Source organism: Aliidongia dinghuensis (assembly GCF_014643535.1).
Classification (GTDB): Bacteria; Pseudomonadota; Alphaproteobacteria; order ATCC43930; family CGMCC-115725; genus Aliidongia; species Aliidongia dinghuensis.
Map to the genome: position 1 here is coordinate 20,122 of NZ_BMJQ01000007.1, position 24,498 is coordinate 44,619.

Consider the following 24,498-nt stretch of genomic DNA (forward strand, 5'->3'; position numbering starts at 1 on the left):
AAGAGGGCCGGTGCGGAGCCGGCCATCCGATCCTGGAGCCGTCATGCCTGCCGCCGCCTTCAACCCGATCCGCCTTGCACCCGGTGTTGCCCTCTGCGCCGCCGTCACGGTCGCGGCCATGGTGCTGCAGGGGGTTGAGGAGCGGCTCGTCGGGCGGCCTTATCTCGAGGCGCTGGTGCTGGCGATCCTCATCGGCACGGCGGTGCGCTCGCTCTGGACCCCGCCCCAGCGTTGGCTGCCGGGCATCAATTTCAGCGCCAAGTTCCTGCTTGAGCTGGCGGTCATGCTGCTCGGCGCCTCGATCAGCGCGCAGACCATCCTCGCGGTCGGGCCGGGCCTGCTCATCGGCATCATGGGTATCGTGCTGGTCGCGATCCCGGCCAGCTACATGCTGGGCCGCTTCCTGGGGCTGCCGCAGCGCATCGCCATCCTGATCGCCTGCGGCAACTCGATCTGCGGCAATTCCGCGATCGCCGCCGTGGCGCCAGTGATCCGCGCCGACAGCGACGACGTCGCCTCCTCGATCGCCTTCACCGCGGTCCTGGGCGTCGTCGTCGTCCTGAGCCTGCCGCTCCTCGTCCCGCTCTTCGGCCTCTCGGCCTCGCAATATGGCGTGCTGGCGGGCTTGACGGTTTATGCCGTGCCGCAGGTGCTGGCCGCGACGGTGCCGGTCGGCCTCGCCGCGACGCAGATCGGCACGCTCGTCAAGCTCGTCCGCGTGCTGATGCTCGGGCCGGTCGTGCTGTTCCTGTCGCTGGGCGCGAGCCGGCTCGAGAAGGCGGCGATCCATCGCTCGGCGGTCGTGACCGGCGAGGCGCTGCCCAAGACCGGCAAGCTGCCGCTCAGCCGCCTCGTGCCCTGGTTCATCGTCGGTTTCCTGGCGCTGGCGGCGCTCCGCTCGGCGGACCTCGTCCCGCACGCCATGCTCGCGCCGGCCGCAGCGTCGGCGAACTTCCTCACCATCATTGCCATGGCGGCGCTGGGCCTGGGCGTCGACGTGCGCGTCGTGGCCGGGGCCGGCGGCCGGGTGACCTCGGCCGTGGTCGTGTCGCTCCTGATCTTGATCACCATCAGCATGGCGCTCATCCGCGTGCTCGGCATCGCATGACGGCCGGTGCGGTATTAAGATCCGAGCGTCCGGAATAAAATGAAGACGACGGCGTCTGGCGTCTGAGCCCTGCCGTATCCGACGCCAGCCTCGGCAGGAGCCAATAAAGCAAGCGAGGCATCGGATATGAAGACGAACGAACACAGCTCCATCATCACGACCCGCCGCGCCTTCCTCGGCCAGGCCGGCATGGCCGGCCTTGCGATGGCGACGGCGCCGGCCTGGGCCGACACGGTCAAGCTGCCGCTGCCGGGTGGGCCCGAAGAGCGCCAGATCACGACGGCCTTTCCGGAAAAGGGGCCGATGATCCTGCAGCGGACCCGGCCGCCGCTGCTCGAGACGCCGTTCGAAGTGTTCGACCGCGGCGTGTTCACGCCCAACGAGCAGTTCTTCGTGCGCTGGCACTGGGCGGTCATCCCGAACGCGGTCGATGTCGACCAATTCCGGCTCGCCGTGCGCGGCCATGTCGAAAAACCGCTATCGCTCTCGCTCAAGGACATCGTCGACGGGCTGCCGCGCGTCGAGCTTGCGGCGGTCAACCAATGCTCGGGCAATTCGCGCGGCCTGTTCCAGCCGCGGGTGCCGGGCGGGCAGTGGCTCAACGGTGCCATGGGCAACGCCAAATGGACCGGCGTCCGGCTGAAGGATGTGCTCGACCGGGCGGGCGTCAAGGCGGGCGCCGTCCAGGTGCGCTTCAACGGGCTCGACGAGCCGGTGGTCGACGGGGCGCCCGACTTCATGAAGTCGCTCGACATCGATCATGCGCGCGACGGCGAGGTCATGATCGCCTATGCCATGAACGGCCGGCAGATGCCGCTCGTCAACGGCTTCCCGCTGCGCCTCATCGTGCCCGGCTGGTACTCGACCTATTGGATCAAGATGCTGAACGACATCGAGGTCCTGGATAAGCCGGACGACAATTACTGGATGAAGACGGCCTATCTGATCCCGGATACGCCGCACGCCTCGGTCACCCCCGGCCAGACCGGCTTCAAGACGGTGCCGATCAACCGGATGGTGCCGCGCTCGTTTGTGACCAACCTCAAGGACGGCGCCTCGGTCCCGGCGGGGGCGTCGACGCTCGTGCGCGGCATCGCCTTCGGCGGCGATACCGGCGTCGCCAAGGTCGAGCTGTCGCCCGACGGCGGCAAGAGCTGGCTTGTGACCACGCTTGGCAAGGACGAGGGCAAGTACAGTTTCCGCCAGTGGCAGGCCAACATCACGCTCGCCGACAAGGGGCAGCACAAGCTCATGGTCCGCTGCACCAATGCCGACGGTGTGGCACAGCCGGATCAGCCGAACTGGAACCCCGGCGGGTTCATGCGCAATCTGGTCGAGACCACGACCGTCATGGCAGCCTGAGGGAGGGCGGCATCATGTCGAACAAGATCCTGCCGGTCGCCCTGCTGCTGGGCGCCATTCTGTCCTCCGCCGCCTGGGCGCAGAGTGCGCTGACGCTGAAATCGGTCAGCGTCGACCTGCCGGCCGGCGACGGGCAATTCGCCGGCGACGGGGCCGACGCCATCAACAACAACTGCACGGCCTGCCATTCCCCGGGCATGGTGCTGAACCAGCCGAACATGTCCAAGACGGCCTGGGAAGGCGAGGTGCACAAGATGATCAACATCTTCGAGGCGCCGGTCGACGACAAGGATGTGGCGCCGATCGTGGCCTACCTCACCAAGAACAAGGGCGCCAACTAACGGGGCCGGGCGGCATCGGGGCAGTTCCTCGATGCCGCCGCACCGCCGGCCTACGGGCGGGCCTGCGTCTTCGGCTGGGATGCGGGCCGCTTCAGCCGGTAGCGGAACGAGAACTTGTAGCCTTCGTAGACGGCGATGCCGAGGAAGAGAATGTCCATCGGCTGGAACACGGCGGAGACGAGCGCACTCAGCCGTTCAATCGTCAAGGACTGAACCACGGCGAGCAGCGGCAGCTGCCGCGCGTGCGAGAGGAACGCGATATCGCTCAGCACCGTGCCAAGGCCCCAGCCGACCGCGGCGCAGACAGCGCCGAGCAGACCGAACTTGGGCTCGATGCCTTTCCCGGCGAAGCGGATCGCATAGCCGACGAGCGCGCCGACCGCGACCGCCGCCAGGCCCAGCTCCATGTTGGTGGCAAAGACGACCGCCGCCCAGAGCACGGCGCCGACGATGGCGGCCAAGAGGCCGGCCGGAATGGCCAGCGCGAAATTCTGCTCTGCCGTCAGCTGCGCGATAATCTGCTCCGCCGTCGGCCGACCGACCGCTGTCGTCTCCACTGCCATATGCTTGCTCCCCAAGGACCGACTGGCCGGCCTCGTTGCCTGACGAGTTCCGGCCGTCGTGCCAGGATATGCTTCGTCTTTCGCTCCATCAATAATTGAGATTTATGTACGGCTCGCGTCTGGCGTCAGTCTGCCTTGAGGCCGCCCGCCTTCTCAATGAAGGCGACGATCTCGGCCAGGCCCCTGTTCTCCTTGAGGTTGGTGAACAGGAACGGCCGCTCGCCGCGCATCTTCTTGGCGTCGCGGTCCATGACCTCGAGCGAGGCGCCGACGAGCGGCGCCAGGTCGATCTTGTTGATGATCAGCAAGTCGCTGCGCGTGATGCCGGGGCCGCCCTTGCGCGGGATCTTGTCGCCGGCCGAGACGTCGATGACATAGAGCGTGATGTCGGCCAGTTCCGGGCTGAAGGTCGCGGCCAGATTGTCGCCGCCGCTCTCGATGAAGATCACGTCGAGGCCCGGGAACTGGGCGTTCATCTCGGCGACGGCGGCCAGGTTGATCGACGCATCCTCGCGGATCGCCGTGTGGGGGCAGCCGCCGGTCTCGACCCCCTTGATGCGGTCGGCGCTGAGCGCGCCGGAGCGCGTCAGGAACTCCGCGTCCTCCTTGGTATAGATGTCGTTGGTGATGGCCGCGATGTTGTAGGTGTCGCGCATCGCCTTGCACAGGCGATCGGTCAGCGCCGTCTTGCCGGAGCCGACCGGGCCGCCGATGCCGACGCGCAAGGGGCCGTGGGTGGGGCTGGGGGTGGAAACGCTCATGAGCGGAACAGCCTCGTATATTGCGTCTCGTGACGCATGGAGAAGAGGTCGATCATCGGCGCCGCCGTGCCGATGTCGTGGAGTGTTGCGGCCTCGGCGCGGGCCGCGGTCCGCGCAAGCACCGGGGCGAGCCGGGCAAGCGCCCGCTGGCCGTCAGTCTGGCCCAAAGGTACCAGCCGGACGCCGGCCGAGACGAGATTGGCCGCGACCGCCTGCGCGAAGCCCAGGAGCGTTGCGTTAAGCGGGATGAGGCCGGCCGCAGCGGCGCCGAACGCGACCGGATAGGCCATGGGCCGGTCATCGGCCAGTTGGTCGAGCTTGGTGCCGGGCCAGGCCGCACGGGTCGCGAGCACAAAGCTCGCCCCTTGCTGCATGGTCTCGAGCGCCGTCTCGGCTGTGCCGCGCAGCGCCGCCGCCAGCTCGCGGACTTCCTCGAACCCGTCCGTATTGCCGGCCTCGGCTGCCCGCCAGGATTGACCGACCAGCACCAGATCGGCCCAGCCGGCGCCGGCTTCGATGACGGTTGCGACATAGTCGGCGAGGCTTGCGACGTCAGTCACCCGGCCGGCCTCGACCGCCCATTCGAGCCCGTGGCTGTAGGAGAAGGCGCCGATCGGATAGGCGGGCGAGGCCCAGGTGCCGAGCGGCAAGAGCCAGTCGAACTCAGCCCTGCTCATCGTCATCCTCAAAGCCATGGGAATGGCTGTGGCCGCCGGCATAGGCGCCCGCCTCGGGCGTGAACGGTCGGCTGACCGCGCGCACCTCGCCGCCCAGGACCCTGACCATGTCGGCGATGACATGGTCGTCGCGGATGAGGAGCGCGTCCGGTAGCAATTGCAGCGACAGGTGCCGGTTGCCGAGATGATAGGCTAAACGGGGCAGCCCGGCCGTGCCGGCACGGATTTCGAGCAGCGCCTCGTTCGCCGCCTTGACCTCGACATAGCCGCCCTCATCGAGCGCCAGCCCGTCGCCGTCGTTCAACAGGACCGCCTTGGCGAGATCGAGCAGCAGCGGCTCGCCCTGGTCCGAGACCAGCCGGATGCGCCGGCGGTGCCGCTCTAGATAGGAGAGCGTCACGGTACAGGCCCGCTCGGCCACGGGCCAGGCGCCGGCCTTGAGCGCGGTGTGGGCGCGGCGCATCACGACTCTTCCCCATCGTCATCCCCGGGCTTGACCCGGGGATCCACATGGGACGTGCCGAACCGCTTCGCCGCCGCAGACGCGTGGATGGCCGGGTCAAGCCCGGCCATGACGAGGGAAGAAAGGTTGGCTTGCATCAAAACAGGAAATACCGTTGCGCCATCGGCAGCACGTCGGCTGGCGGGCATGTCAGCAGCTCGCCGTCGGCGCGCACCTCGTAGGTCTCAGGATCGACTTCGATCTTCGGCGTCGCGTCGTTCAGCACCATGCTTTTCTTCGAGATGCCGCCGCGCACGTTGCGGACGGCATAGAGCGGGCGTTCGAGGCCGAACTTCTCCGCAATGCCGGCGTCGAGCCCAGCTTGACTGACGAAGGTCAGGCTCGATTGCACCAGGCTCTTGCCGAAGCCGGCGAACATCGGCCGGTAATGCACTGGCTGCGGCGTCGGGATGCTGGCGTTGGGATCGCCCATGGGGGCCGCCGCGATCGAGCCGGCCTTCAGCACCAGGTCGGGCTTGACGCCGAAGAAGGCCGGCGACCAGAGCACGAGGTCGGCGAGCTTGCCGGGCTCGACAGAGCCCACGATGCCGCCGATGCCGTGGGCGATCGCCGGGTTGATCGTGTATTTCGCGATATAGCGGCGCGCGCGGAAATTGTCGGCCGGGCCTTGGCCCAGGGCGCCGCGCTGCCGCTTCATCTTGTCCGCCGTCTGCCAGCAGCGGATGATCACCTCGCCGACGCGGCCCATGGCCTGGCTGTCGGACGAGATCATCGAAAGCGCGCCCAGGTCGTGCAGGATGTCCTCGGCCGCGATCGTCTCCTTGCGGATGCGGCTTTCGGCGAACGCGATGTCCTCCGGAATGCGCGCATCCAGATGATGGCAGACCATGAGCATGTCGAGATGCTCATCCAGCGTATTGACCGTGTAGGGCCGCGTCGGATTGGTCGACGACGGCAGCACGTTCGCCTCGCCGGCGAGGCGGATGATGTCCGGCGCGTGGCCGCCGCCCGCCCCCTCGGTATGAAACGCGTGGATCGTGCGCCCCTTGAAGGCGGCGATCGTGGTCTCGACGAACCCGCCCTCGTTGAGCGTGTCGCTGTGCAGTGTGACCTGCACGTCGAGCTCATCGGCGACCGAAAGGCAGCAGTCGATCGCGGCCGGCGTCGTGCCCCAGTCCTCGTGCAGCTTGAGCCCGCAGGCGCCGGCCTCGACCATCTCGACCAAGGCGGCAGGCCGGCTCGCGTTGCCCTTGCCGAAGAAGCCCAGGTTCATCGGCAGGCCTTCGGCCGCCTGCAGCATGCGCTCGAGATGCCAGGGGCCGGGCGTGCAGGTCGTCGCATTGGTGCCGGCCGCCGGGCCGGTGCCGCCGCCCAGCATGGTGGTGACGCCGGAATAGAGCGCCTCTTCCACCTGCTGCGGGCAGATGAAATGGATGTGGCTGTCGATGCCGCCGGCCGTCAGGATCTTGCCCTCGCCGGCGATGACCTCCGTGCCCGGACCGATCACGATGGTGACGCCGGGCTGGATGTCCGGGTTGCCGGCCTTGCCGATCGCGACGATCAGGCCGCCTTTCAAGCCCACGTCGGCCTTGACGATGCCCCAATGGTCCAGGATCACCGCATTGGTGATGACCGTGTCGACGGCGCCTTGGGCGCGCGAAAGCTGGCTCTGGCCCATGCCGTCGCGGATCACCTTGCCGCCGCCGAACTTGACCTCCTCGCCATAGACCGTGTGATCGGCCTCGACCTCGATCATGAGCTCCGTGTCGGCGAGCCGGATGCGGTCGCCCTTGGTCGGGCCGAACATGCCGGCATAGGCGCGGCGTTCCATTCTCGTGGCCATCACGGCGTCTCCAGCTTGCCCATGACGGATCCTGCGAAGCCGTAGACTTCGCGGGCGCCGGCGAAGGCGACGAGCGTCACCTCGCGGGTCTGTCCGGGTTCGAAACGAACGGCCGTGCCGGCCGCGATGTCGAGCCGCATGCCGCGCGCTGCGGCCCGGTCGAAGGCCAGTGCCTGGTTCGTCTCGGCGAAATGGAAGTGGCTGCCGACCTGGATCGGCCGATCGCCGGTGTTGGCGACCGTGAGCGTCACCGTCGGCCGGCCGGCGTTGAGCTCGATCTCGCCGGCGAGCGGGATGATCTCGCCCGGGATCATCGACGGGGGCATCATCGGATCGGCTCGTGCACAGTGACGAGCTTGGTACCGTCGGGGAAGGTCGCCTCGACCTGGATGTCGTGGATCATCTCGGCGACGCCCTCCATCACCTGGTCGCGTTTCAGGATCGCGCCGCCGGCCGCCATCAGGTCGGCGACGCGGCGACCATCGCGGGCACCCTCGACCACGAAATCGGTGATGAGCGCCACTGCCTCAGGATAGTTGAGCTTGACGCCGCGCTCCAGGCGCCGGCGCGCCACCATCGCCGCCATGGCGACAAGCAGCTTGTCCTTCTCGCGCGGACTGAGGTTCATGTTGGTCCCCTTCTCCCCTTTGTTCCCGACCTTGGCCCCTCGGGCTCAGGTGCGCCAGACGCCGGGCGGCGTCCGGGCGAGGCCGGTGATCTCGTGGCGCAGCGTCATGGCCGCCGTGGCCGCCGCCTGGCGCAGCCGTGCGCCGTCGCGACTGAGGAAGCGCAGCAGCAGCACGCCGTTGACCAGCGTCGCCGCCCCCTCGGCCCCCGCCCCTCTGGCCCCCGCCGCCGCCGCGATCTCGCGGGCCTGTGGCAAGAACGATGCCGCGTCCGGGCCGGCGTGGACAATGGTTGTCAGGCCGACGGCACCGCCGAAGCCGAACGGGCGGCCGAGTGCCGCTGTTATGTCGCCGTCGAGCCGGAGCCGGTCGGCCCAAACGAGCCGGCCATCGATGCGAAGTGCCCAAGAATCAAGCAATTGCCCATGGCGCATCTGCTCACCATGGGCGGCGCGGCCGAACAGCACCGTCTCGGCAGCGAGCAGCCGGGCCCCCGGTGCCAGCGCGAACGCGAGACGCCGGTCGAGCCGCGCGCCGTCGTAGAGGATGGTCTCCTGCGGCAGCCATTCGAACCAGGCGCCGGCCGCGACCTCGACGCGGGTCTCGAGCCGCGCCGCGGCGTCGAGCGGGCGCGCGCGGTAGATCTTCTCGGCCGCCGCCGTGGTGACCAGGGCGGTGGTGCCGGTGCCGGCGCAGATCTCGACCTGGATCCGGTCGCCGCCCGCGATGCCGCCGGCGGTGTTGACCAGCACGGCTTCGGCCGGCCGGTCCGGTGCCGGGGCAGGAAACAGCACGCGCGCTGGCGCCCGCTGATAGAGCGCGCCGATCCGCGTCTGAAGGCCGTCCTGCACCCAGTCGAGCCGTGCGGCACCGTCGGCGCGTTCGAGCGCGGTCGCGTCAAGGGCAGGTGCGTCAAGGGCTGAGGAGGCGTCGGGCATCGGGCGGGCTCACTATGTCGTTGCGGGCACCGCTTGCAGGTTCAATGCCTGTTCGACCCGGCCGATCCAGCGGCGGACGGCAGGATAGCGGTCGAGGTCGAAGCCGCCTTCGCCGGCCAGCCGCGTGTAGGCGACGAGTGAAATGTCGGCGAGGCTGAGCGCATCGCCGACCAGGAACGCGCGCTCGGCCAGCGCCTCCTCCAGGCGGGCGAGCGCCGCATTGCCGCGCTCCACGATGCGCGGCTCCAGATCTGCGAGCGGCTTGCCCTGATAGCGCACCTGGAAGCGTGCCACCGCGACATAGGGCTCGTGGTTATATTGCTCCCAGAACAGCCATTCGAGCATCTTCGCCGCGTCGTAGCCATCCGCCGGGATGAGGTGCCGGCCGCGGGCGAGATGCAGCAGGATGGCGTTCGACTGGGCGAGCGCCCGGCCGTCGTCGAACTGCACGACCGGCACCTGGCCCGCCGGGTTCATGGCGAGGAATTCGGGCGTCCGGCTCTCGCCCTTCATGATGTCGATCTCGACCCACTCGTAGCGCAGGCCAAGCAGGTCGGCGGTCCATTTCACCTTGAGACAATTGCCGGAAATCGAATCGCCGAAGATCCGCATGGTCGTCCCATCCCCCGTTGGCAGGCCGTGGCCGGTGCTGGCACGTTCGTTGCTCGCCCGCTTCGTTCGGGCAAGCGGGCGAATGATGACGGGACAGAAGGGGGCCGTCCATGGAGTCTGAAGGGGCGATCGAGACGGGCGGACTCCGTCGGCTGGTGCCGGTCTTCACGGTCGTGGCGACCCTCAACCTCGGCGCCTGGGTCTGGGCGGCGTTCGGTCTGGGTGCAGCACCGGCGGCATTCGGGGCGGCGGTGCTGGCCTATACGCTCGGCCTCAAGCACGCGGTCGATGCCGACCATATCGCCGCGATCGACAATACGACGCGCAAGCTGATGAACGAGGGGCGCCGGTCCTTGGCGAGCGGGCTCTGGTTCTCGCTCGGCCATTCGACCATCGTGTTCGTCGTGACGCTCGCGATCGCCCTGCTGTCCGATGGCGCGCGCGACCGGCTTGATGGCTTGAGGGAAGTGGGCGGCCTCGTCGGCACGCTCATCTCCGTGCTGTTCCTTGTCCTGATGGGCTTGGGGAATCTGGTTCTGCTGGCCCGGCTGTGGCGCCGCTGGCGGCGTGGCGCGGCTGTCGCCGGTGACGAACCGCTGCGCGTGGCCGGGCCGATGGGCCGGCTCTTGCGACCGGCGCTGGGCCTGGTCTCGCGCGCCTGGCATCTCTATCCGGTCGGCGTGCTGTTCGGCCTCGGCTTCGATACCGCGACCGAGATTGGGCTGCTCGGCCTCTCGGCCGCTGCCGCGGTCAACGGCCTGCCGCTCTATGCCGTGCTGGCCTATCCGCTGCTGTTCACCGCCGCCATGACGCTGATCGACGCGCTCGACGGGGTGATGATGGTCGGCGTCTACGGCTGGGCGCTCAAGGAGCCGCGCCGCAAGCTCGCCTATAATCTATTCGTGACCCTGCTGTCGGTCGGCGTCGCCTTTGGCATCGGCCTCCTCGAGGCGGCCGGCCTTTTGAGCGACGCGCTCGGGCTCGACGGCGGTGTTTGGGCGGCGATCAGCCGCCTCAACGACCAGTTCGGCAGTTTGGGCCTCGGCGTCGCGTTGGCCTTCCTTGCGATCTGGCTCGCTGCCTACGCGATCGACCGCCGGCGAAAGCCGGTGGCGGTTTAGAAAAGGCACTTTCTCTGCCCATCCTTGCGGGAAAGGAGTGCTGCCGCTGCAATGCTGACACCCGGGCTCGAAGAAGGTCGCGTAAGTGCCTTGGACGTTGCCCCGGGCTGCCGATATAGATCCTGGCGCCGGCCGATCAGGCTGGACTTCGCGATCAGCGCGCGCGGTGCTCCGATGGGATATACAAGTGTAGACGTGTTGATAGCATGAGACGGCCATGAGCACCTTGGATCTGGAGGATGGCCCGGCACCGCTCTACGAGCGCATCAAGCGCGGCATCCTGCGCAAGATCGAGAGCGGTGCCTGGGGTCCGGACCAGCGCATCCCGTCGGAGAACGAGCTGGTGCGCGCTCTCGGCGTCAGCCGCATGACGATCAACCGCGCCTTCACCGAGCTCGCGGAAGACGGGGTGCTCGTCCGTATCCACGGTGTCGGCACGTTCGTCGGCGCCGGCGAAGGGGCGGGTGAAGGCGAGGGTGGGGGCGAGACGACAGCGCTGACGCCGCTCGTGGAGATCCGCAACATTGCCGACGAGATCGCCGAGCGCGGCCATCGCCATGGCGCGCTGCTGCTCTGCCGCGAGGTGGCGCTGGCGCCGGGCGAGATCGCCCTGGAGTTCAGTACCCGGCCTGGACGCCGGCTGTTCCACACCATCGTCGTGCACAAGGAAAACGACCTGCCGGTCCAGCTCGAGGACCGCTACGTCGACCCGGCGTTGGTGCCGGCCTATCTCGACCAGGATTTCACGCGCGTGACGCCGGCCGAATATCTGATGGCGGCGGCACCGCTCAGCGAAGGCGAGCATGTCGTCGAGGCGGTGCTGGCTGAGGACTGGGAATGCCGGCAGCTCGCGATCGAGCCCACGGAGCCCTGCCTGCTCGTCCGCCGCCGCACCTGGTCGTCCGGCCGGCTCGTCAGCGTCGCGCGGCTGCTCTACCCGGGAGCGCGCTACCGCTTGAGCGGCCGGTTCCAGACAGGCGTGGGCGGGTGAGCGGCGGCTCATTTGCACGGCGTCATCAGCTAAACAGCAGTCATCCCCGGGCCTGACGACGGGGTAAATGGCTCAGCGCGGCCGCGCGCGCACCACGCTGCGGATGGCGAAGCTCGAGCGGATGCGGTGCACGCCGGGCAGGCGCGACAGCTGCTCGTTGTGGATGCGCTCGTAGTCGGCCGCGTTCCGCGCGTCGACGCGCAGGATATAATCCTCGAGCCCGGTCATGAGATAGCACTCCCGCACGTCCGGGCATTTGCGCACCGCGGCCTCGAAGCGCTGCAGGAATTCCTCCGTCTGCCGCTCCAGCGTCACCTGGACGATCGCGACCATGATTTCCGACGCGTCGGGCTCATCGACGAGCGCGGTATAGCCGCGGATCGTGCCGTTGCGCTCGAGCAACCTCAGGCGCCTCAAGCAGGCCGAGGCGGACAGACCCACGGTCGCCGCAAGGTCCGCATTGCTCATGCGGCCATCGGCCCGGAGCAGCTGCACGATCCTCGCGTCGGTCGAGTCTATCGAAGGCATTGCAATTTCCTGCGAAAGGTTCTGTGTTTCGTGCCAATCTATCTAGGAATGTAGCAAATTCTGCGATCGAAAGCCAGGAAAATAGAGCAATCTGCGACTATTCTCGTGCCGTTCGACATGCGCGATGGGGAATGGCAGCCATGGTTAGGACTGCAAGCGTTCAGCCTCTGTTCGACGCCCCGGCGGCCGTGGCGCCGGGTGGCGCCAGCGCGGTGCTGACCGTCGATCTCGACGCCCTTGTCGATAATTACCGCCTGCTCCGCGATCGGTTCACCGGCGCCGCCTGCGCCGCGGTGGTCAAGGCCGATGCCTATGGCCTCGGCGCCGAGCGGGTCGCTCCGGTGCTCGCGCGCGTCGGCTGCCGGCATTTTTTCGTGGCGCACCTGCAAGAGGGCCTGGCGCTACGCAAGATCCTGCCGGACGAGGCCGCCCACGAGACCGAAATCTTCGTGCTCAACGGGCTGATGCCGGGCGCCGAAGCGACGTGCCTCGACGGACGCCTCACCCCGGTGCTGAACAGCCTTGCCCAGGTCGATGCCTGGGCCGCCCTCGGCCGCCGGCGGGGCGAGGCATTGCCCGCCGTCCTGCAGGTCGACAGCGGCATGGCGCGGCTCGGCCTGGCGCCGGCCGAGGTCGATCAGCTGGAGCGCGATCCCGCGCGCCTCGGCGGCATCACGGTCCGCGCGGTCATGAGCCATCTTGCCTGCGCTGACGAGCCGGATCATCCGGCGAACCGCGCGCAATTGGCGGCGTTCGAGACGTTGCGCCGCCGCCTGCCGCCGGCGCCGGCCTCCTTCGCCAATTCGTCCGGCATCTTCCTCGGGCCCGACTATCATTTCGACTTGGCGCGGCCCGGTGCGGCGCTCTATGGCGTGGCGCCGGTGCCGGGCTGGCCCAACCCGATGCGCGCCGTCGTCCGGCTCGACGCGCGGGTCATCCAGACGCGCTGGATCGCCGCGAACGACGCCGTCGGCTACGGCCATACGTTCCGGGCGAGCGGCCCGACGCGCATCGCGACGCTTGGCGTCGGCTATGCCGACGGCTGGCTGCGCAGCACGGGCAGCCTCGGCCGGGCCTATGTCGGCGACCGGGCGCTGCCGATCGTCGGGCGCGTCTCGATGGATTCGCTGACACTCGACATTTCAGCGCTTCCGGCGGATATGCTGGAGCCCGGCGATTTCGTCGAGCTCATCGGGCCGCACCAGTCGGTCGACGATGCCGCGAAGGCCGCGGGCACCATCGGCTATGAAATCCTGACCAGTCTCGGCGGACGCTATGTCCGCCGCCATATCGGCGGTTGATCGCCTTAGCGGAGCGCTCCATGAAGATCATTCTCGGCGGCGGTGTCATCGGTGTTGCGACGGCCTATTACCTCGCCAAGGCCGGCCATGCCGTCACGGTCGTCGAACGCCAGCCGGGTGTCGCACTCGAGACGAGCTTCGCCAATGCCGGCGAGGTCTCGCCCGGCTATGCCGCACCCTGGGCCGGGCCCGGTATCCCGCAGAAGGCGGTCAAGTGGCTGCTGATGAAGCACGGACCGCTCAAGATCCGGCCGAAGGCCGACCCGTATATGTGGAGCTGGCTCGTGCAGATGCTGCGCAACTGCACGTCGCATCGCTATGCCATCAACAAGGGCCGCATGGTCGGCATCGCCGAATACAGCCGCGACTGCCTGAAGGCGCTCCGGGACGAGACCGGCATCCAGTATGACGACCGCGCCCAGGGCACGCTGCAGCTGTTCCGCACCCAGGCGCAGGTCGATCACGCCGCCGACGACATCGCCGTGCTCAAGGATTACGGCGTGCCGTTCGAGCTGCTCGACGCGCCGGGCTGCATCCGCGCCGAGCCGGGCCTGGCATCGGTGCCGGAAAAGATCGCGGGCGGGCTGCGCCTGCCGGGCGACGAGACCGGCGACTGCCACATGTTCACGAAGAACCTGGCGACGCTCGCGGCCGAGCTCGGCGTCAAGTTCCTGTTCGATACGAGCATCGACGGCTTCGTGACCGAGGGCGACCGGATCGACGGCGTCCGCACCAGCGCCGGCCTGCTCAAGGGCGACGACTATATCCTGGCGCTCGGCAGCTATTCGCCGTTCCTGGCACGTCCGCTCGGCATCCAGATCCCGGTCTATCCGATCAAGGGCTATTCGATCACCGTGCCGATCGTGGACGCGGCCAAGGCGCCGGTCTCGACCGTGATGGACGAGAGTTACAAGGTCGCGATCACCCGGCTCGGCGACCGGATCCGCGTCGGCGGCACGGCCGAGGTCTCGGGCTTCGACAAGGTGCTGCGAACGGCGCGCAAGGCGACGCTCGACCAGTCGGTGGGCGACCTTTTCCCCGGCGCCGGCGATCTCGCCCGGTCGAGCTTCTGGTGCGGCCTCCGTCCCATGACGCCGGACGGCCCGCCGATCATCGGCGGCACGAAGTTCCGCAACCTGCACCTCAACACCGGCCACGGCACCCTCGGCTGGACCATGGCCTGCGGCTCGGGCCGCGTGCTGGCGGACTTGCTGTCGGGCCGCAAGCCGGAACCGGACGTGCGCGAGCTGGCGCTGTCGCGGTATCACTGATCCCCGCGCTCGGCCTGGGGATCCCGCGGCGCTAGCTTTTGCTCGCCGGGACGGGTGGGACCGGCAAGATGATCTCGGACGCGATCTTCCAATCCCGCCCGATCTTCTTCCAGTCGATGATCAGCAGGAACGGCTTCGGCGTGCCGTCCTGCCCCGCGTAGGAGACGGTGATATTGAGCGGCGCGTAGGTTTCGGCGATTTCACGCGAGAGCCCGACAGCCTTCAACTTCGAGAAATCGGGCTCGAGCACGACCGGACCGGACGAGGCGATGTCGTGGAGCTTCTGATCGATCGCCGCGTTGCCCCAGAAGCCTACCCAATTGCCCTCGGACGGGATGGCGCTCTTTGCCACCAGCAGCGCTGAGGGCGATTGCCAGAACATCGCGTGTATCGCCGCGATGTCGTGGCGGTTGGCCAGGTCCATCAATTGGCGGAAGCGCGCTTTGACCGTGTCGAGCGCCTGTGCGTCGACCGGTTCGTTGGAAGCGGCGAGCGCCGCGGCGCCGTTCGAAACGGCGGCGAGCAGGAACGCGGCTGCGAACAGGGCGATTTTCATGAGCGGGAACCCGTGGTTTGGGGGCGGGGACGGCTATGACTGCGGTCGTCAGGCCTGCTTCTTGGCGGCGTTCGCCGCACCCCAGAGCGAGCCCGGATTGGCGCGGTTCGGGTAGAGCGCCAGCATCGCGTCGTAGAGCTCGCGGGCGGTTGCCGTCGCCTCGTTCAGCCGGTTGAAGTCGACGAGATATTGCCGGGTTTCGCCGATGATGCGCGGATCGTCGGCGTTCTCCGGCACCTTATGGCCGGCGATCACCGCTGTTGGCCGCAAAGCCTCGAGTCTATCGAGCGTGGCGATCCATTCGCGCCGGCTCCGGCTGTCGGTCTCGCCGAGATACGGGTGGATGCCGTTATAGACGGCGTCGCCGCCGACGAGCAGGCCGATCGAGGGTACGTGGAGGCATGTCGATTGCGCCGTGTCGGTGTGCCCGGCATCGACCGCGACGAGCTTGTGCCCTTCCAGTTCCAGCTCGCCGTTCTCCAGCTGGCCGGCGACCAGCAGGCGATCAGGAATTTCGCCGGGGAACAGTCGACGCCAGAAATTGTCAGCCCAGGCCGGCGTGAGCTGGTTCCGCATCGCCTCGACGATTTCGGGCGTGGCGACGGCCTTGGCTTCAGGAAAACGCTCGAGCAGGGGTGCGAGGCCGAAGAAATGGTCGCCATGCCCGTGGGTAACGTAGATGGCCTTGAGGCGCTTGCCGCTCGCAACGACCCACTCCACCAGTCGTTGCGACTGCTCGATGGTGAGAAACGTATCGACGAGAACCGCGTCCTTCTCTCCGGAGATCAGGATCGAAGAATTCGCGACCCATGCCAGTTCCTCCTTGCCGGGCGGCAAGTCGCGGCTGAGGCCGGGGCGCTTGATGGTCAGCACGTCCCAACGCAGGCTTCCTGTCAGGGTGTCCGGTGACGTCATCGATGCGCTCCGTTGCGAGGGGCCCTTAGTCTGGGGCGGCGTCAGGAGAAGCTGGTGGGTGCGACGAGATGCTCACGGGACCAGGCAGCCCACAGCGGCCGGCTTGACAGGTGCCGTCGGCGCTGTCGTAAATGACATATGACCGGTCGTCTGTAATTAGTCAATAGGCGGTGAGATGGAAGTTCGTCACGCTCGACGGGGCCCGAAACCGAAGCCTGGGACACGGGACAATCTGATCCAAGCTGGCCTGCAAATGATTCACGCCGAGGGTTATTCCGCGTCGGGCATCCAGGGCATCGTCGAACGGGCGGACGTGCCGAAGGGGTCGTTCTATACGTATTTCGCCAGCAAGGAGGCGTTCGGGACCGAAGTCATCGACGCCTATTCCGATCGCGGACTGGCGAAGTTGCGTGGCTTCTTGAGTGATGCCGATCTCGCGCCGCTTGCGCGCCTCGAAGCCTATTTCGATGACCGGATCGCCGCGTTCAGGGCTTCCAACTTTGCCCGCGGTTGTCTGCTCGGCAATTTCAGCGCGGAGGCTGCAGACCACAGCACGGTCATCCGCCAGCACCTGGTCAAGCATTTCAGATCGTGGAGCGCCCTATTCGAGAGATGCATTTTCGAGGGCCAGGAAAGGGGCGAAATCGGCCGTCAGTTTCCCGCCAACTCACTGGCTGATTTCATCCTGAATAGCTGGGAAGGGGCGCTCCTGCGCATGCGCGCCGAGAAGAGCGACATTCCCTTGATCGAATTCAAGAAAATCGTGTTCGGCAGCATTCTCGGATGAAGCGCTGAGCCTCGAACGGCTAAACCGGCGCGATCGCGAACAGGACCTGGAGCGCGAACAGGAACAGGAACGCCAGGATCAGCAGCTGTAGCGCGCCGCCGAGCAGGCGGATGGCGCCGATGAAGAAGACGATCGCCGCCACGATCAGCGCGGCGGTCGCGATGTGCCCGTGGATGCCGCCCCGTGCCAGCAGATGGCGCAGCCATAGCTCGATCGCGCCGAACAGGGCAAAGACGAAGCCGACGATCACCAAGATCACATGCAGCACGAGCGCGGTCGCCTGGTTCAGATTCATCGCGGTCCATGGCCTTGTCGTTGCTCGATGGTCGGCTAACGGCCAGCGGTGCGCTTCGTCGCGGCAATGCCGGAAAAACCCCCGATGTCACGGCTTGACAGGTGCCGGGACACGCGCGCAGGATCGTTTGTACACCAACGATAGATCCGGGCGTAAGATCGCGGGCGTCGGCCGTGTCCAGGGCGATTTCCGTTCAGAGTGATTTCACTGGGAGCAGGCGGATGTATGTCCGACCGACGACCATCGACGAGGCGATCGGCGTTCTGGCGAGCCAGGGCGGGCGAATTCTCGCCGGCGGCACCGATTTCTTTCCAGGCCAGGGCGACCGACCCGTCGTGGGGCCGGTGCTCGATATTTCCGCGCTCGACGCGCTGAAGGGCATCCGGATCGCCGCCGACGGCATCCGCATCGGCGCCGGCACGACCTGGAGCACCATCGCCGGCGCGGCCGAGCTGCCGCCGGCGTTCGATGCGCTCCGGGCCGCGGCGCGCGAGGTCGGCGGCTGGCAGATCCAGAATGCCGGCACGATCGCCGGCAATCTCTGCAACGCCTCGCCGGCGGCCGACGGCGTGCCGCCGCTGCTGGCGCTCGACGCGTCGGTCGAGCTCATGGGCCCGGCCGGCCGGCGTGTGCTGCCGCTCGACCAGTTCATCCTCGGGCCGCGGCGCACGGCGCTCGCCCCGGACGAGATCATGGTCGCGATCCTGGTGCCGCCGCCGCCCGCTGCCGCCCGATCGCGCTTCATCAAGCTGGGCGCCCGGCGCTACCTTGTGATCTCGATCGTCATGGTCGCGGCCGAGCTGACGCTCGATGCGGCAGGCCGGGTTGCGAATGCCCGCGTCGCGGTCGGCTCCTGCTCGGCGGTCGCCCGCCGGTTGCCGGCCCTGGAGCAGGCGTTGGTTGGCGCTCCCGCCGCGTCCGGTCTCGCGGCCCTGGTCGAGCCGGCGCATCTCGCCCCCTTGCAGCCGATCGACGACGTCCGCGCGACCGCGACCTACCGACGCGATGCCGCGCTGACCCTCGTCGGCCGTGCGCTCGATGCCTGTCTCACGGAGTCCGCCGCCATGGAGCCTGCCCGTGCCTGATTCCGCTCCCCGGCTCGGTTTCGAGCTCAACGGCTGCCGGGTCGAGGTCGGCTCAGCACCGATCACCCGTCTCTCGGCCGTGCTGCGCGACGAGCTGGGGCTCGTCGGCACCAAGGTCGGCTGCGACGCCGGCGATTGCGGCGCCTGCACGGTGCTGCTCGACGGCGACCCGGTCTGTTCCTGCCTGATCGCCGTCGGCCAGGTGCGCGGGCGGACGGTGACCAGCATCGAAGGGCTGCCCGACGCGAGCCCGTCGGCCGCAGCGCTGCAGCGCGCCTTCTTGAAGCATGGCGCCGCCCAGTGCGGCATCTGCACGCCGGGCATGCTGGGTGCCGCGACGGCGCTGCTCGATCGCGAGCCGAGGCCAACCGAAGCCCAAGTGATGGACGCGATCGGCGGCGTGCTGTGCCGGTGCACCGGCTATCGCAAGATCGTTGAGGCGGTGCTCGAGGCGGGCGGCGGCCCCGCCCGCGAAACCGTCGCCTCGCCCGTGGCCGGCGCTGCGGTCGGCACGCGCGTCGAGCGGCTCGACGGCCGGCGCAAGATCGACGGCAGCGAGATCTTTGGCGCGGACGAGGTGCCGGCCGATGCGCTGGCCGTGCGGGCGATCCGCTCGCCGCACCATCGCGCCCGCTTCCGCTTCGGCGATCTCGACGGCTTCGTGGCGAGCCATCCGGGCATCGTGCGCGTGTTCACCGCCGACGACGTCCCTGGCGACAATTGCTATGGCGTCATCGGCCCGTTCGCCGACCAGCCGGTGTTCGCGGTCGGCGAAGCACGCTTCCGTGGCGAGGCGGTCGCCGCCGTGGCGGGCGAGCCTGAGGCGCTGGCGGCGCTCAATCTTGGCGACTTCCCGGTTACCTGGGAGGAACTGCCGCCGCTCGTCGATGTCGACGCCGCGCTGGACGAGGCAGCGCCGAAGCTCCACGACGGCCGGCCGGGCAACATCCTGACCCGCGGCCGCGTCGTGCGCGGTGATCTCGAAGCCGGCTTTGCGGCGGCCGAGGTCGAGGTCGAGGGCCGCTTCGAGACCGGCTTCGTCGAGCACGCCTATATCGAGCCCGAGGCCGGCTTCGCGCGCCGCGTCGGCGACCGGATCGAGATTCAGGCCTGTACCCAGGCGCCCTATATGGACCGCGACGATGTCGCGCGCATCCTGGGGCTGCCGGTGGAAGCCGTGCGCATCATCCCGACCGCAGTTGGCGGCGGCTTCGGCTCCAAGCTCGACCTCTCGGTGCAGCCGTTCATCGCCCTCGCCGCCTGGCATCTCCACCGGCCGGTGCGCATGGTCTATTCGCGCGTCGAGTCGATCATGACCACGACCAAGCGGCATCCGGCGCGCATGCGGGTGCGGATCGGGGCCGCGCGCGACGGCCGCCTCACGGCCATGGATTTCTCGGGCGACTTCAACACCGGCGCCTATGCCTCCTGGGGGCCTACGGTCGCGAACCGCGTGCCGGTCCACGCCTCCGGGCCCTACTTCATCCCGCATTACCGGGCGCTGACCCGGGCGGTGCACACGAATCTGGTGCCGGCCGGCGCCTTCCGCGGCTTCGGCGTGCCGCAGGCGGCGGTTGCACAGGAGCAATTGTTCGACGAGCTGGCGGACAAGCTCGGCATCGACCGGCTCGACTTCCGCATCAGGAATGCGCTCGGGCCGGGCGTGCCGACGGTGACGGGCCAGGTGTTCGAGGCGGGCGTCGGCATCCGCGCCTGCCTCGAGGCGCTGCGCCCGCGCCGCGACGCCGCGCATGCCGAGGCCCGGGCGTTCAATGCGGCGGCGACCGGGCCTCTGCGGCGCGGCGTCGGCTTTGCCGGCATGTGGTACGGCTGCGGCAATACTTCGCTGCCCAATCCTTCGACCATGCGGCTGGGCCTCAGGCCCGACGGCCGGCTCACGCTGCACCAGGGCGCGGTCGACATCGGCCAGGGCTCGAACACGGTCGTGACGCAGATCTGCGCCGACGCGCTGGGCGCACCGCTCGAGCTCTTCGACCTGGTGTCGAGCGACACGGACCTGACGCCCGACTGCGGCAAGACCTCGGCCTCGCGCCAGACCTTCGTCAGCGGCAAGGCGGCGTTCCTTGCCGGCCAGGCGCTCCGGCGTGCGATCCTGCGCGAGGCCAATGCCGGCGAGGACGCTCGGCTCATCTTCGGCGACGGCCGCATCGCGGTCGAGGAGCGCGGCCATGCGCGCATCCTGTCCCTCGTCGACTTGCCGGTCGATGCGCGCGGCTACGTGCTGTCGGTCGAGGAGACGTTCGATCCGCCGACGAGCCCCTTGGACGAGAACGGCCAGGGCGAGCCCTATGCGGTCTTCGGCTATGGCGCGCATCTGGCCGAGGTCGAGGTCGACATTGCGCTGGGCACGGTCAAGGTGCTGAAGCTGACCGCGGCGCATGACGTCGGCCGCGCGATCAACCCGACCTTGCTCGAAGGCCAGATCGAGGGCGGGGCCGCGCAGGGCCTGGGCCTGGCGCTCATGGAGGAATTCTTCCCCGGCAAGGGCGAGAACCTGCATGACTACCTGATCCCGACCGTGGGCGACATGCCGCCGGTGACCTCGATCCTGATCGAGGACGCGTCGCCGATCGGTCCGTTCGGCGCCAAGGGCATCGGCGAGCAGGCGCTGATCCCGACTGCGCCGGCCATCTTGAACGCCATCTACGATGCGACCGGCGCGCGCATCACGCGCGTGCCCGCGACCCCGGACCGGGTGCGGGCGGCGATCCGTGCGCTTTCTGCCGAGGAAGACTCCGATGCCTGACTCCTCCGCCCTCGTCCGCGACGGCGACAAGATCCGCTGCGACGCCTGCCCGGTCATGTGCTTCATCAAGCCCGGCATGACCGGCGCCTGCGACCGCTACATGAACGACAACGGCGACCTGGTGCGCGTCGACCCCCACGTCATCCTCGACCGGGCGGTCGACCGCGGCGAGCCGGTCGTCGAGTTCCTGGAACGGTCGGAGGAATGGGACGGCGACCTGGTGAAGCCGGGCGGCCGGTTCGTGACGGCGATCGGCGCCGGCACGACCTATCCCGACTACAAGCCGGCACCGTTCATCGTGTCGTCCCAGATCGACGGCGTCGACATGGTGACGGTCGTGACCGAGGGCATCTTCAGCTATTGCGGCGTCAAGGTGAAGATCGACACCGACCGGCACCTGGGCCCCGAGCGCGCGCCGGTCCGCGCCAAGGGCGAGACGATCGGCCATGTGACGACCGGCGAATACGGCTCGCAGATGCTGTCCTTGGGCGGCGTCAACCACCTGACCGGCGGCGGCAAGAAGATGGGGCGCGCGACCTGCGAAGCGCTCCTGGACCTGTGCAACGGCAAGGCAGTCGAGCTTACGGTCGACGAGGGTGCGACCGTACTGGTCCAGGCGGGCAAGCCGCCGGTCGTGAACGGCATGCTCGAGGAGCGCATGCGCGTCGGCTGCGGCTCGGCCACCATCGGCATGTTCGCGCGCCAATGGTTCGGCAAGGTCGACGAGGTCGTGGTGATCGACGACCACATTACCGGCGTGCTGTCGGAGCACCAGGCCGGCAAGGTATTGGGCGTCAAGGAGACCGGCATCCGCATGACCGGCCGCCGCTCGACGCCGGGCCGCTATTTCGAGGTCGCCGATCCGGGCACCGGCTGGGGCGGCACCGCGATTACGGACCCGCTGTCGATCCTGGGGCCGTTCGACCCGAAGGTCGCCCGGCCCGGCCTGTCGCTGCTGATGATCAGCACGACCGGCGAGCAATATGGCTATTACGAGCTGGACGAGGCGCTCCGGCCCGTCGAACGCGACCTGCCGGCGCCCCTCGTCGAATCGGTCGAGCGGGTGAAGGAGAATTGCGAGCCGGCGCTGTCGACCGTCCTCTTCATGGGCGGCGCCGGCGGTTCGCTCCGCGCCGGCGTCACCGAGAACCCGGTCCGCCTCACCCGCTCGGTCAAGGATGCCCTCACCTACGTCACCTGCGGCGGGGCGCCGGTCTATGTCTGGCCCGGCGGCGGCATCACCTTCATGGTCGACGTGACGCGCGTGCCGGACAATGCCTTCGGCTATGTGCCGACGCCGGCCTTGGTGGCGCCGATCGAGTTCACCATGCGGCTCGAGGATTACGCGGCGCTCGGCGGCCATCTCGACCATCTGCGGCCGCTCGACCAGGTGCTGGCGGGCCAGGGCGGGCGCAAGCTGCCGCAACTCCAGGGCAATCCCTGGCCGCTGGCGCCGTCGGACGCCAAAAGGTCGCATGGATGAGGGAGCCGCCGCTCATCCGCCTGCTGCCCGACGGGCGGCGCGTCCATCTCCATGACGGGCCGATCGACCTGATCCTGGAGGCCTGGGGCGCGCCCGCGGCTGTGCGCGCGGCGCACCGGGCGGCGGCGGCGCGGATGAACGGGCTGCTCGACGAGTTGTGCGATGAGCTTGTGATCCTCAGGGCGCCGGCCGGCGGCCATGTCCCGGTGCCGGCGGGCCCGATCGCGCGCCGCATGTGCGCGGCGGTCGAGCCCTATGCCGCGGAATGCTTCATCACGCCCATGGCCGCCGTCGCCGGCGCCGTGGCCGAGGCGGTGCTGGCGGCGATGGTCGAAGCCGCCCCGCTCGACCGGGCCTATGTGAACAACGGCGGCGACATTGCGCTTCATATCGAACCGGGCGAGAGCCTCACCGCCGGCCTGATCGACCGGCCGGACCGGCCGTCGATGATCGGCACGGCGCGGCTCGGCGCCGAGGACGGCATCTTCGGCATCGCGACCAGCGGCCGGCACGGCCGGTCCTTCTCGCTCGGCATCGCCGATGCGGTGACGGTGCTGGCGGCGCGTGCGGCCGATGCGGACGCAGCGGCGACCATCCTCGCGAATGCGGTCGATCTGCCCGGCCATCCGGGCATCCTGCGCGTGGCCGCCGACAGCATCGACCCGAACACCGACCTGGGCTCGCGCCTGGTCACGCGGGCGGTGGTGCCGCTCGACCCGGCGGAGCGGGACCGCGCGCTCGCCGCCGGCATTGCCCGGGCCTCCGGCCTCATCCGTGCCGGGCGGATCGTCGGCGCTTCCTTGCATCTGCAGGGCGCGACGCGGACGATCGGCCGGCTGGGCTCCCTGCCGCCACCCTCGCCGCTGCCCGAAGAAACCGAATCGTTCCGGAGGATGCCTCATGCCTGAAGTCGTGCTGCGCAAACGCGCGATCATCGTCGAAGAGATCTTTCACGAGGGCGGTCCGCCCGCGGCCGTGCCGTTGAAGCGCGGTGCCGCGCTCGTCGTCATCCGTAATCCCTTCGCCGGGCGCTATGTCGAGGACATCCAGCCGTTCATGAAGGACCTGGAGCCGCTCGGCCTCGAGATGGCGCGCCGGCTGGTGACGGCGCTCGGCGGCGATCCGAAGGCGATCCAGGGCTACGGCAAGGGTGCCATCGTCGGTGCGGCGGGCGAGCTCGAGCATGGCGCGCTCTGGCATGCGCCGGGCGGCTACGCCATGCGTGAGATCCTGGGCGGCGCCAAGGCGATCGTGCCGTCGACCAAGAAGGTGGGCGGGCCGGGCACGCGGCTCGACGTGCCGGTGACCCATATCGACGCCTCCTATGTGCGCAGCCATTTCGACGCCATGGAGGTCGGCATTCCGGACGCGCCTAAGGCTGACGAGATGCTGCTGGCGCTGGTCATGACGACGGGTGCCCGCATCCATAACCGCGCCGGCGGCCTGAAGGCATCCGAGATCAAGGGAGAGGATGGCTTGAGATGAAGACGAAGATCCGCAAGCTCCTGACGTTTCTCGAGGAGACCCGGCTCGAGATGGGCCGGCCGGTCGAGCCGGCGACGCGCCGGGCCGCGGCCGTCGCCGTGATCGAGAACCCCTATGCCGGCACCTATGTCGAGGACCTGACGCTCCTGACCGAGATCGGCGAGGAGCTGGGCCGGCTCCTGACCGAGCGGGCGGTTGCCGCCCTCGGCATCCCCGGCGACCGGGCCGAGAGCTACGGCAAGGCGGCGGCCGTCGGCGAGGATGGCGAGCTCGAGCACGCCGCCGCCATCCTGCATCCGAAGCTCGGCACGCCGGTCCGCCAGGTGCTGGGGAAGGGGGCGGCCTTGATCCCGTCGTCGAAGAAGCGCGGCGGGCCGGGCGTGGTGCTCGACATCCCCTTGGGCCACAAGGACGCGGCCTTCGTGCGTAGCCATTTCGACGGCATGGAAGTGCGCGTGCCGGACGCGCCCCGGGCGCGCGAGATCGTGGTCGCCGTCGCCGTCACCGACAGCGGCCGCCCGCTGCCGCGCGTCGGCGGCCTCACCAAGGACCAGATCAAGGGCGAGGACGGGTTGCGGTAAAAAACGAACGTCATCGCCGCGAAGGCGGGGATCCATGC

Annotated in this window: 27 protein-coding genes; 14 read left to right on the plus strand and 13 right to left on the minus strand. The window is 68.7% G+C overall.

Annotation, left to right across the window (positions count from 1 at the left end; genetic code table 11):
* Nucleotides 1–43: 43 nt before the first annotated feature.
* The 3 genes from IEY58_RS14175 to IEY58_RS14185 all read left to right on the plus strand — a co-directional run bounded on the left by IEY58_RS14175 (nt 44) and on the right by IEY58_RS14185 (nt 2,811).
* A complete protein-coding gene (locus IEY58_RS14175; protein ID WP_189046830.1) occupies nt 44–1,108 on the plus strand; it encodes a YeiH family protein in 1,065 nt (354 codons plus the stop codon).
* 126 nt (nt 1,109–1,234) lie between these two features.
* On the plus strand, nt 1,235–2,470 hold the full coding sequence (locus IEY58_RS14180; RefSeq protein WP_189046832.1) for a molybdopterin-dependent oxidoreductase: 1,236 nt from the start codon (nt 1,235–1,237) through the stop codon (nt 2,468–2,470).
* 14 nt (nt 2,471–2,484) lie between these two features.
* Nucleotides 2,485–2,811, plus strand: a complete 327-nt coding sequence (locus tag IEY58_RS14185) for a c-type cytochrome (protein WP_189046834.1) — start codon at nt 2,485–2,487, stop codon at nt 2,809–2,811.
* Between the two features lie 50 nt (nt 2,812–2,861).
* Here IEY58_RS14185 and IEY58_RS14190 read toward each other — a convergent pair whose 3' ends face one another.
* The 9 genes from IEY58_RS14190 to IEY58_RS14230 form a co-directional block, all read right to left on the minus strand.
* Entirely contained in the window at nt 2,862–3,374 is a 513-nt protein-coding gene (locus IEY58_RS14190) for a hypothetical protein (protein WP_189046835.1), read from the minus strand.
* A 125-nt stretch (nt 3,375–3,499) separates the two neighbouring features.
* Nucleotides 3,500–4,135 carry an urease accessory protein UreG gene (ureG, locus tag IEY58_RS14195; protein WP_189046837.1) on the minus strand — a complete coding sequence of 212 codons (636 nt, stop codon included), beginning with the start codon at nt 4,133–4,135 and terminating at the stop codon, nt 3,500–3,502.
* Nucleotides 4,132–4,812, minus strand: a complete 681-nt coding sequence (locus IEY58_RS14200; RefSeq protein ID WP_189046839.1) for an urease accessory protein UreF — start codon at nt 4,810–4,812, stop codon at nt 4,132–4,134. Before IEY58_RS14200 ends, ureG begins: the two co-directional genes overlap by 4 nt.
* Nucleotides 4,799–5,275 (minus strand): urease accessory protein UreE, encoded by a 477-nt coding sequence (locus IEY58_RS14205; protein ID WP_189046841.1) that lies wholly within the window; start codon nt 5,273–5,275, stop codon nt 4,799–4,801. Before IEY58_RS14205 ends, IEY58_RS14200 begins: the two co-directional genes overlap by 14 nt.
* A 136-nt stretch (nt 5,276–5,411) precedes the next feature.
* The gene (gene ureC / locus IEY58_RS14210) at nt 5,412–7,118 is read right to left on the minus strand and encodes an urease subunit alpha (RefSeq protein ID WP_189046843.1); all 1,707 of its coding nucleotides are present in this window, start codon (nt 7,116–7,118) and stop codon (nt 5,412–5,414) included.
* Entirely contained in the window at nt 7,118–7,432 is a 315-nt protein-coding gene (locus IEY58_RS14215; protein WP_189047358.1) for an urease subunit beta, read from the minus strand. Before IEY58_RS14215 ends, ureC begins: the two co-directional genes overlap by 1 nt.
* A gap of 11 nt (nt 7,433–7,443) precedes the next feature.
* A complete protein-coding gene (locus IEY58_RS14220; RefSeq protein ID WP_189046845.1) occupies nt 7,444–7,746 on the minus strand; it encodes an urease subunit gamma in 303 nt (100 codons plus the stop codon).
* Nucleotides 7,747–7,791: 45 nt separating this feature from the next.
* Nucleotides 7,792–8,682, minus strand: a complete 891-nt coding sequence (locus IEY58_RS14225; protein WP_189046847.1) for an urease accessory protein UreD — start codon at nt 8,680–8,682, stop codon at nt 7,792–7,794.
* 12 nt (nt 8,683–8,694) lie between these two features.
* A complete protein-coding gene (locus IEY58_RS14230; RefSeq protein WP_189046849.1) occupies nt 8,695–9,294 on the minus strand; it encodes a glutathione S-transferase family protein in 600 nt (199 codons plus the stop codon).
* A 110-nt stretch (nt 9,295–9,404) separates the two neighbouring features.
* Here IEY58_RS14230 and IEY58_RS14235 point away from each other — a divergent pair, with 110 nt between their 5' ends.
* Nucleotides 9,405–10,415 carry a HoxN/HupN/NixA family nickel/cobalt transporter gene (locus tag IEY58_RS14235; protein ID WP_189046850.1) on the plus strand — a complete coding sequence of 337 codons (1,011 nt, stop codon included), beginning with the start codon at nt 9,405–9,407 and terminating at the stop codon, nt 10,413–10,415.
* Nucleotides 10,416–10,632: 217 nt separating this feature from the next.
* Nucleotides 10,633–11,406 carry a histidine utilization repressor gene (hutC, locus tag IEY58_RS14240; RefSeq protein ID WP_189046852.1) on the plus strand — a complete coding sequence of 258 codons (774 nt, stop codon included), beginning with the start codon at nt 10,633–10,635 and terminating at the stop codon, nt 11,404–11,406.
* A 72-nt stretch (nt 11,407–11,478) separates the two neighbouring features.
* Here the strand turns inward: hutC and IEY58_RS14245 are convergent, their stop codons facing one another.
* On the minus strand, nt 11,479–11,934 hold the full coding sequence (locus tag IEY58_RS14245) for an Lrp/AsnC family transcriptional regulator (RefSeq protein WP_189046854.1): 456 nt from the start codon (nt 11,932–11,934) through the stop codon (nt 11,479–11,481).
* 140 nt (nt 11,935–12,074) lie between these two features.
* On the opposite strand from IEY58_RS14245, the gene alr reads away from it, so the two are divergent.
* Both alr and IEY58_RS14255 read left to right on the plus strand, forming a co-directional pair.
* The gene (alr, locus tag IEY58_RS14250) at nt 12,075–13,235 is read left to right on the plus strand and encodes an alanine racemase (RefSeq protein WP_189046856.1); all 1,161 of its coding nucleotides are present in this window, start codon (nt 12,075–12,077) and stop codon (nt 13,233–13,235) included.
* Between the two features lie 20 nt (nt 13,236–13,255).
* Complete coding sequence (locus IEY58_RS14255) at nt 13,256–14,506, plus strand: D-amino acid dehydrogenase (protein ID WP_189046858.1); 1,251 nt, start codon at nt 13,256–13,258, stop codon at nt 14,504–14,506.
* 31 nt (nt 14,507–14,537) lie between these two features.
* Here IEY58_RS14255 and IEY58_RS14260 read toward each other — a convergent pair whose 3' ends face one another.
* The gene (locus tag IEY58_RS14260) at nt 14,538–15,062 is read right to left on the minus strand and encodes a hypothetical protein (protein WP_189046860.1); all 525 of its coding nucleotides are present in this window, start codon (nt 15,060–15,062) and stop codon (nt 14,538–14,540) included.
* Between the two features lie 48 nt (nt 15,063–15,110).
* Nucleotides 15,111–15,977, minus strand: a complete 867-nt coding sequence (locus IEY58_RS14265) for an MBL fold metallo-hydrolase (RefSeq protein WP_189046862.1) — start codon at nt 15,975–15,977, stop codon at nt 15,111–15,113.
* Between the two features lie 175 nt (nt 15,978–16,152).
* On the opposite strand from IEY58_RS14265, the gene IEY58_RS14270 reads away from it, so the two are divergent.
* The gene (locus tag IEY58_RS14270; protein WP_189046864.1) at nt 16,153–16,764 is read left to right on the plus strand and encodes a TetR family transcriptional regulator C-terminal domain-containing protein; all 612 of its coding nucleotides are present in this window, start codon (nt 16,153–16,155) and stop codon (nt 16,762–16,764) included.
* A gap of 19 nt (nt 16,765–16,783) precedes the next feature.
* On the opposite strand, the gene IEY58_RS14275 is transcribed toward IEY58_RS14270, so the two are convergent.
* Nucleotides 16,784–17,059, minus strand: coding sequence for a hypothetical protein (locus IEY58_RS14275; protein WP_189046866.1), 276 nt, complete (start codon nt 17,057–17,059; stop codon nt 16,784–16,786).
* 221 nt (nt 17,060–17,280) lie between these two features.
* On the opposite strand from IEY58_RS14275, the gene IEY58_RS14280 reads away from it, so the two are divergent.
* From IEY58_RS14280 to IEY58_RS14305, 6 genes are read left to right on the plus strand one after another with little or no spacing between them, the layout of a single operon-like run.
* Complete coding sequence (locus IEY58_RS14280; protein ID WP_189046867.1) at nt 17,281–18,144, plus strand: FAD binding domain-containing protein; 864 nt, start codon at nt 17,281–17,283, stop codon at nt 18,142–18,144.
* A complete protein-coding gene (locus tag IEY58_RS14285) occupies nt 18,137–20,911 on the plus strand; it encodes a molybdopterin-dependent oxidoreductase (protein ID WP_229743725.1) in 2,775 nt (924 codons plus the stop codon). The genes IEY58_RS14280 and IEY58_RS14285 overlap by 8 nt, the downstream gene beginning before the upstream one ends.
* Complete coding sequence (locus tag IEY58_RS14290) at nt 20,904–22,394, plus strand: 6-hydroxynicotinate reductase (protein ID WP_189046871.1); 1,491 nt, start codon at nt 20,904–20,906, stop codon at nt 22,392–22,394. The genes IEY58_RS14285 and IEY58_RS14290 overlap by 8 nt, the downstream gene beginning before the upstream one ends.
* Nucleotides 22,391–23,302 carry a UPF0280 family protein gene (locus IEY58_RS14295; RefSeq protein WP_189046873.1) on the plus strand — a complete coding sequence of 304 codons (912 nt, stop codon included), beginning with the start codon at nt 22,391–22,393 and terminating at the stop codon, nt 23,300–23,302. The genes IEY58_RS14290 and IEY58_RS14295 overlap by 4 nt, the downstream gene beginning before the upstream one ends.
* Complete coding sequence (locus IEY58_RS14300) at nt 23,295–23,879, plus strand: amino acid synthesis family protein (protein ID WP_189046875.1); 585 nt, start codon at nt 23,295–23,297, stop codon at nt 23,877–23,879. Before IEY58_RS14295 ends, IEY58_RS14300 begins: the two co-directional genes overlap by 8 nt.
* Complete coding sequence (locus IEY58_RS14305; protein WP_189046877.1) at nt 23,876–24,460, plus strand: amino acid synthesis family protein; 585 nt, start codon at nt 23,876–23,878, stop codon at nt 24,458–24,460. The genes IEY58_RS14300 and IEY58_RS14305 overlap by 4 nt, the downstream gene beginning before the upstream one ends.
* Nucleotides 24,461–24,498 lie beyond the last annotated feature (38 nt).

Excerpts from the sequence above, each read along its gene's own strand:
- IEY58_RS14300 (WP_189046875.1), top strand. The coding sequence starts at position 23,295 with ATGCCTGAAGTCGTGCTGCGCAAACGCGCGATCATCGTCGAAGAGATC.
- IEY58_RS14295 (WP_189046873.1), top strand. The coding sequence starts at position 22,391 with ATGAGGGAGCCGCCGCTCATCCGCCTGCTGCCCGACGGGCGGCGCGTC.
- IEY58_RS14180 (WP_189046832.1), top strand. The coding sequence starts at position 1,235 with ATGAAGACGAACGAACACAGCTCCATCATCACGACCCGCCGCGCCTTC.
- IEY58_RS14305 (WP_189046877.1), top strand. The coding sequence starts at position 23,876 with ATGAAGACGAAGATCCGCAAGCTCCTGACGTTTCTCGAGGAGACCCGG.
- IEY58_RS14185 (WP_189046834.1), top strand. The coding sequence starts at position 2,485 with ATGTCGAACAAGATCCTGCCGGTCGCCCTGCTGCTGGGCGCCATTCTG.
- ureG (WP_189046837.1), bottom strand. The coding sequence starts at position 4,135 with ATGAGCGTTTCCACCCCCAGCCCCACCCACGGCCCCTTGCGCGTCGGC.
- IEY58_RS14175 (WP_189046830.1), top strand. The coding sequence starts at position 44 with ATGCCTGCCGCCGCCTTCAACCCGATCCGCCTTGCACCCGGTGTTGCC.
- IEY58_RS14205 (WP_189046841.1), bottom strand. The coding sequence starts at position 5,275 with ATGCGCCGCGCCCACACCGCGCTCAAGGCCGGCGCCTGGCCCGTGGCC.
- IEY58_RS14235 (WP_189046850.1), top strand. The coding sequence starts at position 9,405 with ATGGAGTCTGAAGGGGCGATCGAGACGGGCGGACTCCGTCGGCTGGTG.
- IEY58_RS14215 (WP_189047358.1), bottom strand. The coding sequence starts at position 7,432 with ATGATCCCGGGCGAGATCATCCCGCTCGCCGGCGAGATCGAGCTCAAC.
- IEY58_RS14230 (WP_189046849.1), bottom strand. The coding sequence starts at position 9,294 with ATGCGGATCTTCGGCGATTCGATTTCCGGCAATTGTCTCAAGGTGAAA.
- IEY58_RS14280 (WP_189046867.1), top strand. The coding sequence starts at position 17,281 with ATGTATGTCCGACCGACGACCATCGACGAGGCGATCGGCGTTCTGGCG.
- IEY58_RS14255 (WP_189046858.1), top strand. The coding sequence starts at position 13,256 with ATGAAGATCATTCTCGGCGGCGGTGTCATCGGTGTTGCGACGGCCTAT.
- alr (WP_189046856.1), top strand. The coding sequence starts at position 12,075 with ATGGTTAGGACTGCAAGCGTTCAGCCTCTGTTCGACGCCCCGGCGGCC.
- IEY58_RS14290 (WP_189046871.1), top strand. The coding sequence starts at position 20,904 with ATGCCTGACTCCTCCGCCCTCGTCCGCGACGGCGACAAGATCCGCTGC.
- hutC (WP_189046852.1), top strand. The coding sequence starts at position 10,633 with ATGAGCACCTTGGATCTGGAGGATGGCCCGGCACCGCTCTACGAGCGC.
- IEY58_RS14245 (WP_189046854.1), bottom strand. The coding sequence starts at position 11,934 with ATGCCTTCGATAGACTCGACCGACGCGAGGATCGTGCAGCTGCTCCGG.
- IEY58_RS14270 (WP_189046864.1), top strand. The coding sequence starts at position 16,153 with ATGGAAGTTCGTCACGCTCGACGGGGCCCGAAACCGAAGCCTGGGACA.
- IEY58_RS14275 (WP_189046866.1), bottom strand. The coding sequence starts at position 17,059 with ATGAATCTGAACCAGGCGACCGCGCTCGTGCTGCATGTGATCTTGGTG.
- IEY58_RS14265 (WP_189046862.1), bottom strand. The coding sequence starts at position 15,977 with ATGACGTCACCGGACACCCTGACAGGAAGCCTGCGTTGGGACGTGCTG.
- IEY58_RS14200 (WP_189046839.1), bottom strand. The coding sequence starts at position 4,812 with ATGAGCAGGGCTGAGTTCGACTGGCTCTTGCCGCTCGGCACCTGGGCC.
- IEY58_RS14260 (WP_189046860.1), bottom strand. The coding sequence starts at position 15,062 with ATGAAAATCGCCCTGTTCGCAGCCGCGTTCCTGCTCGCCGCCGTTTCG.
- IEY58_RS14190 (WP_189046835.1), bottom strand. The coding sequence starts at position 3,374 with ATGGCAGTGGAGACGACAGCGGTCGGTCGGCCGACGGCGGAGCAGATT.
- ureC (WP_189046843.1), bottom strand. The coding sequence starts at position 7,118 with ATGGCCACGAGAATGGAACGCCGCGCCTATGCCGGCATGTTCGGCCCG.
- IEY58_RS14225 (WP_189046847.1), bottom strand. The coding sequence starts at position 8,682 with ATGCCCGACGCCTCCTCAGCCCTTGACGCACCTGCCCTTGACGCGACC.
- IEY58_RS14220 (WP_189046845.1), bottom strand. The coding sequence starts at position 7,746 with ATGAACCTCAGTCCGCGCGAGAAGGACAAGCTGCTTGTCGCCATGGCG.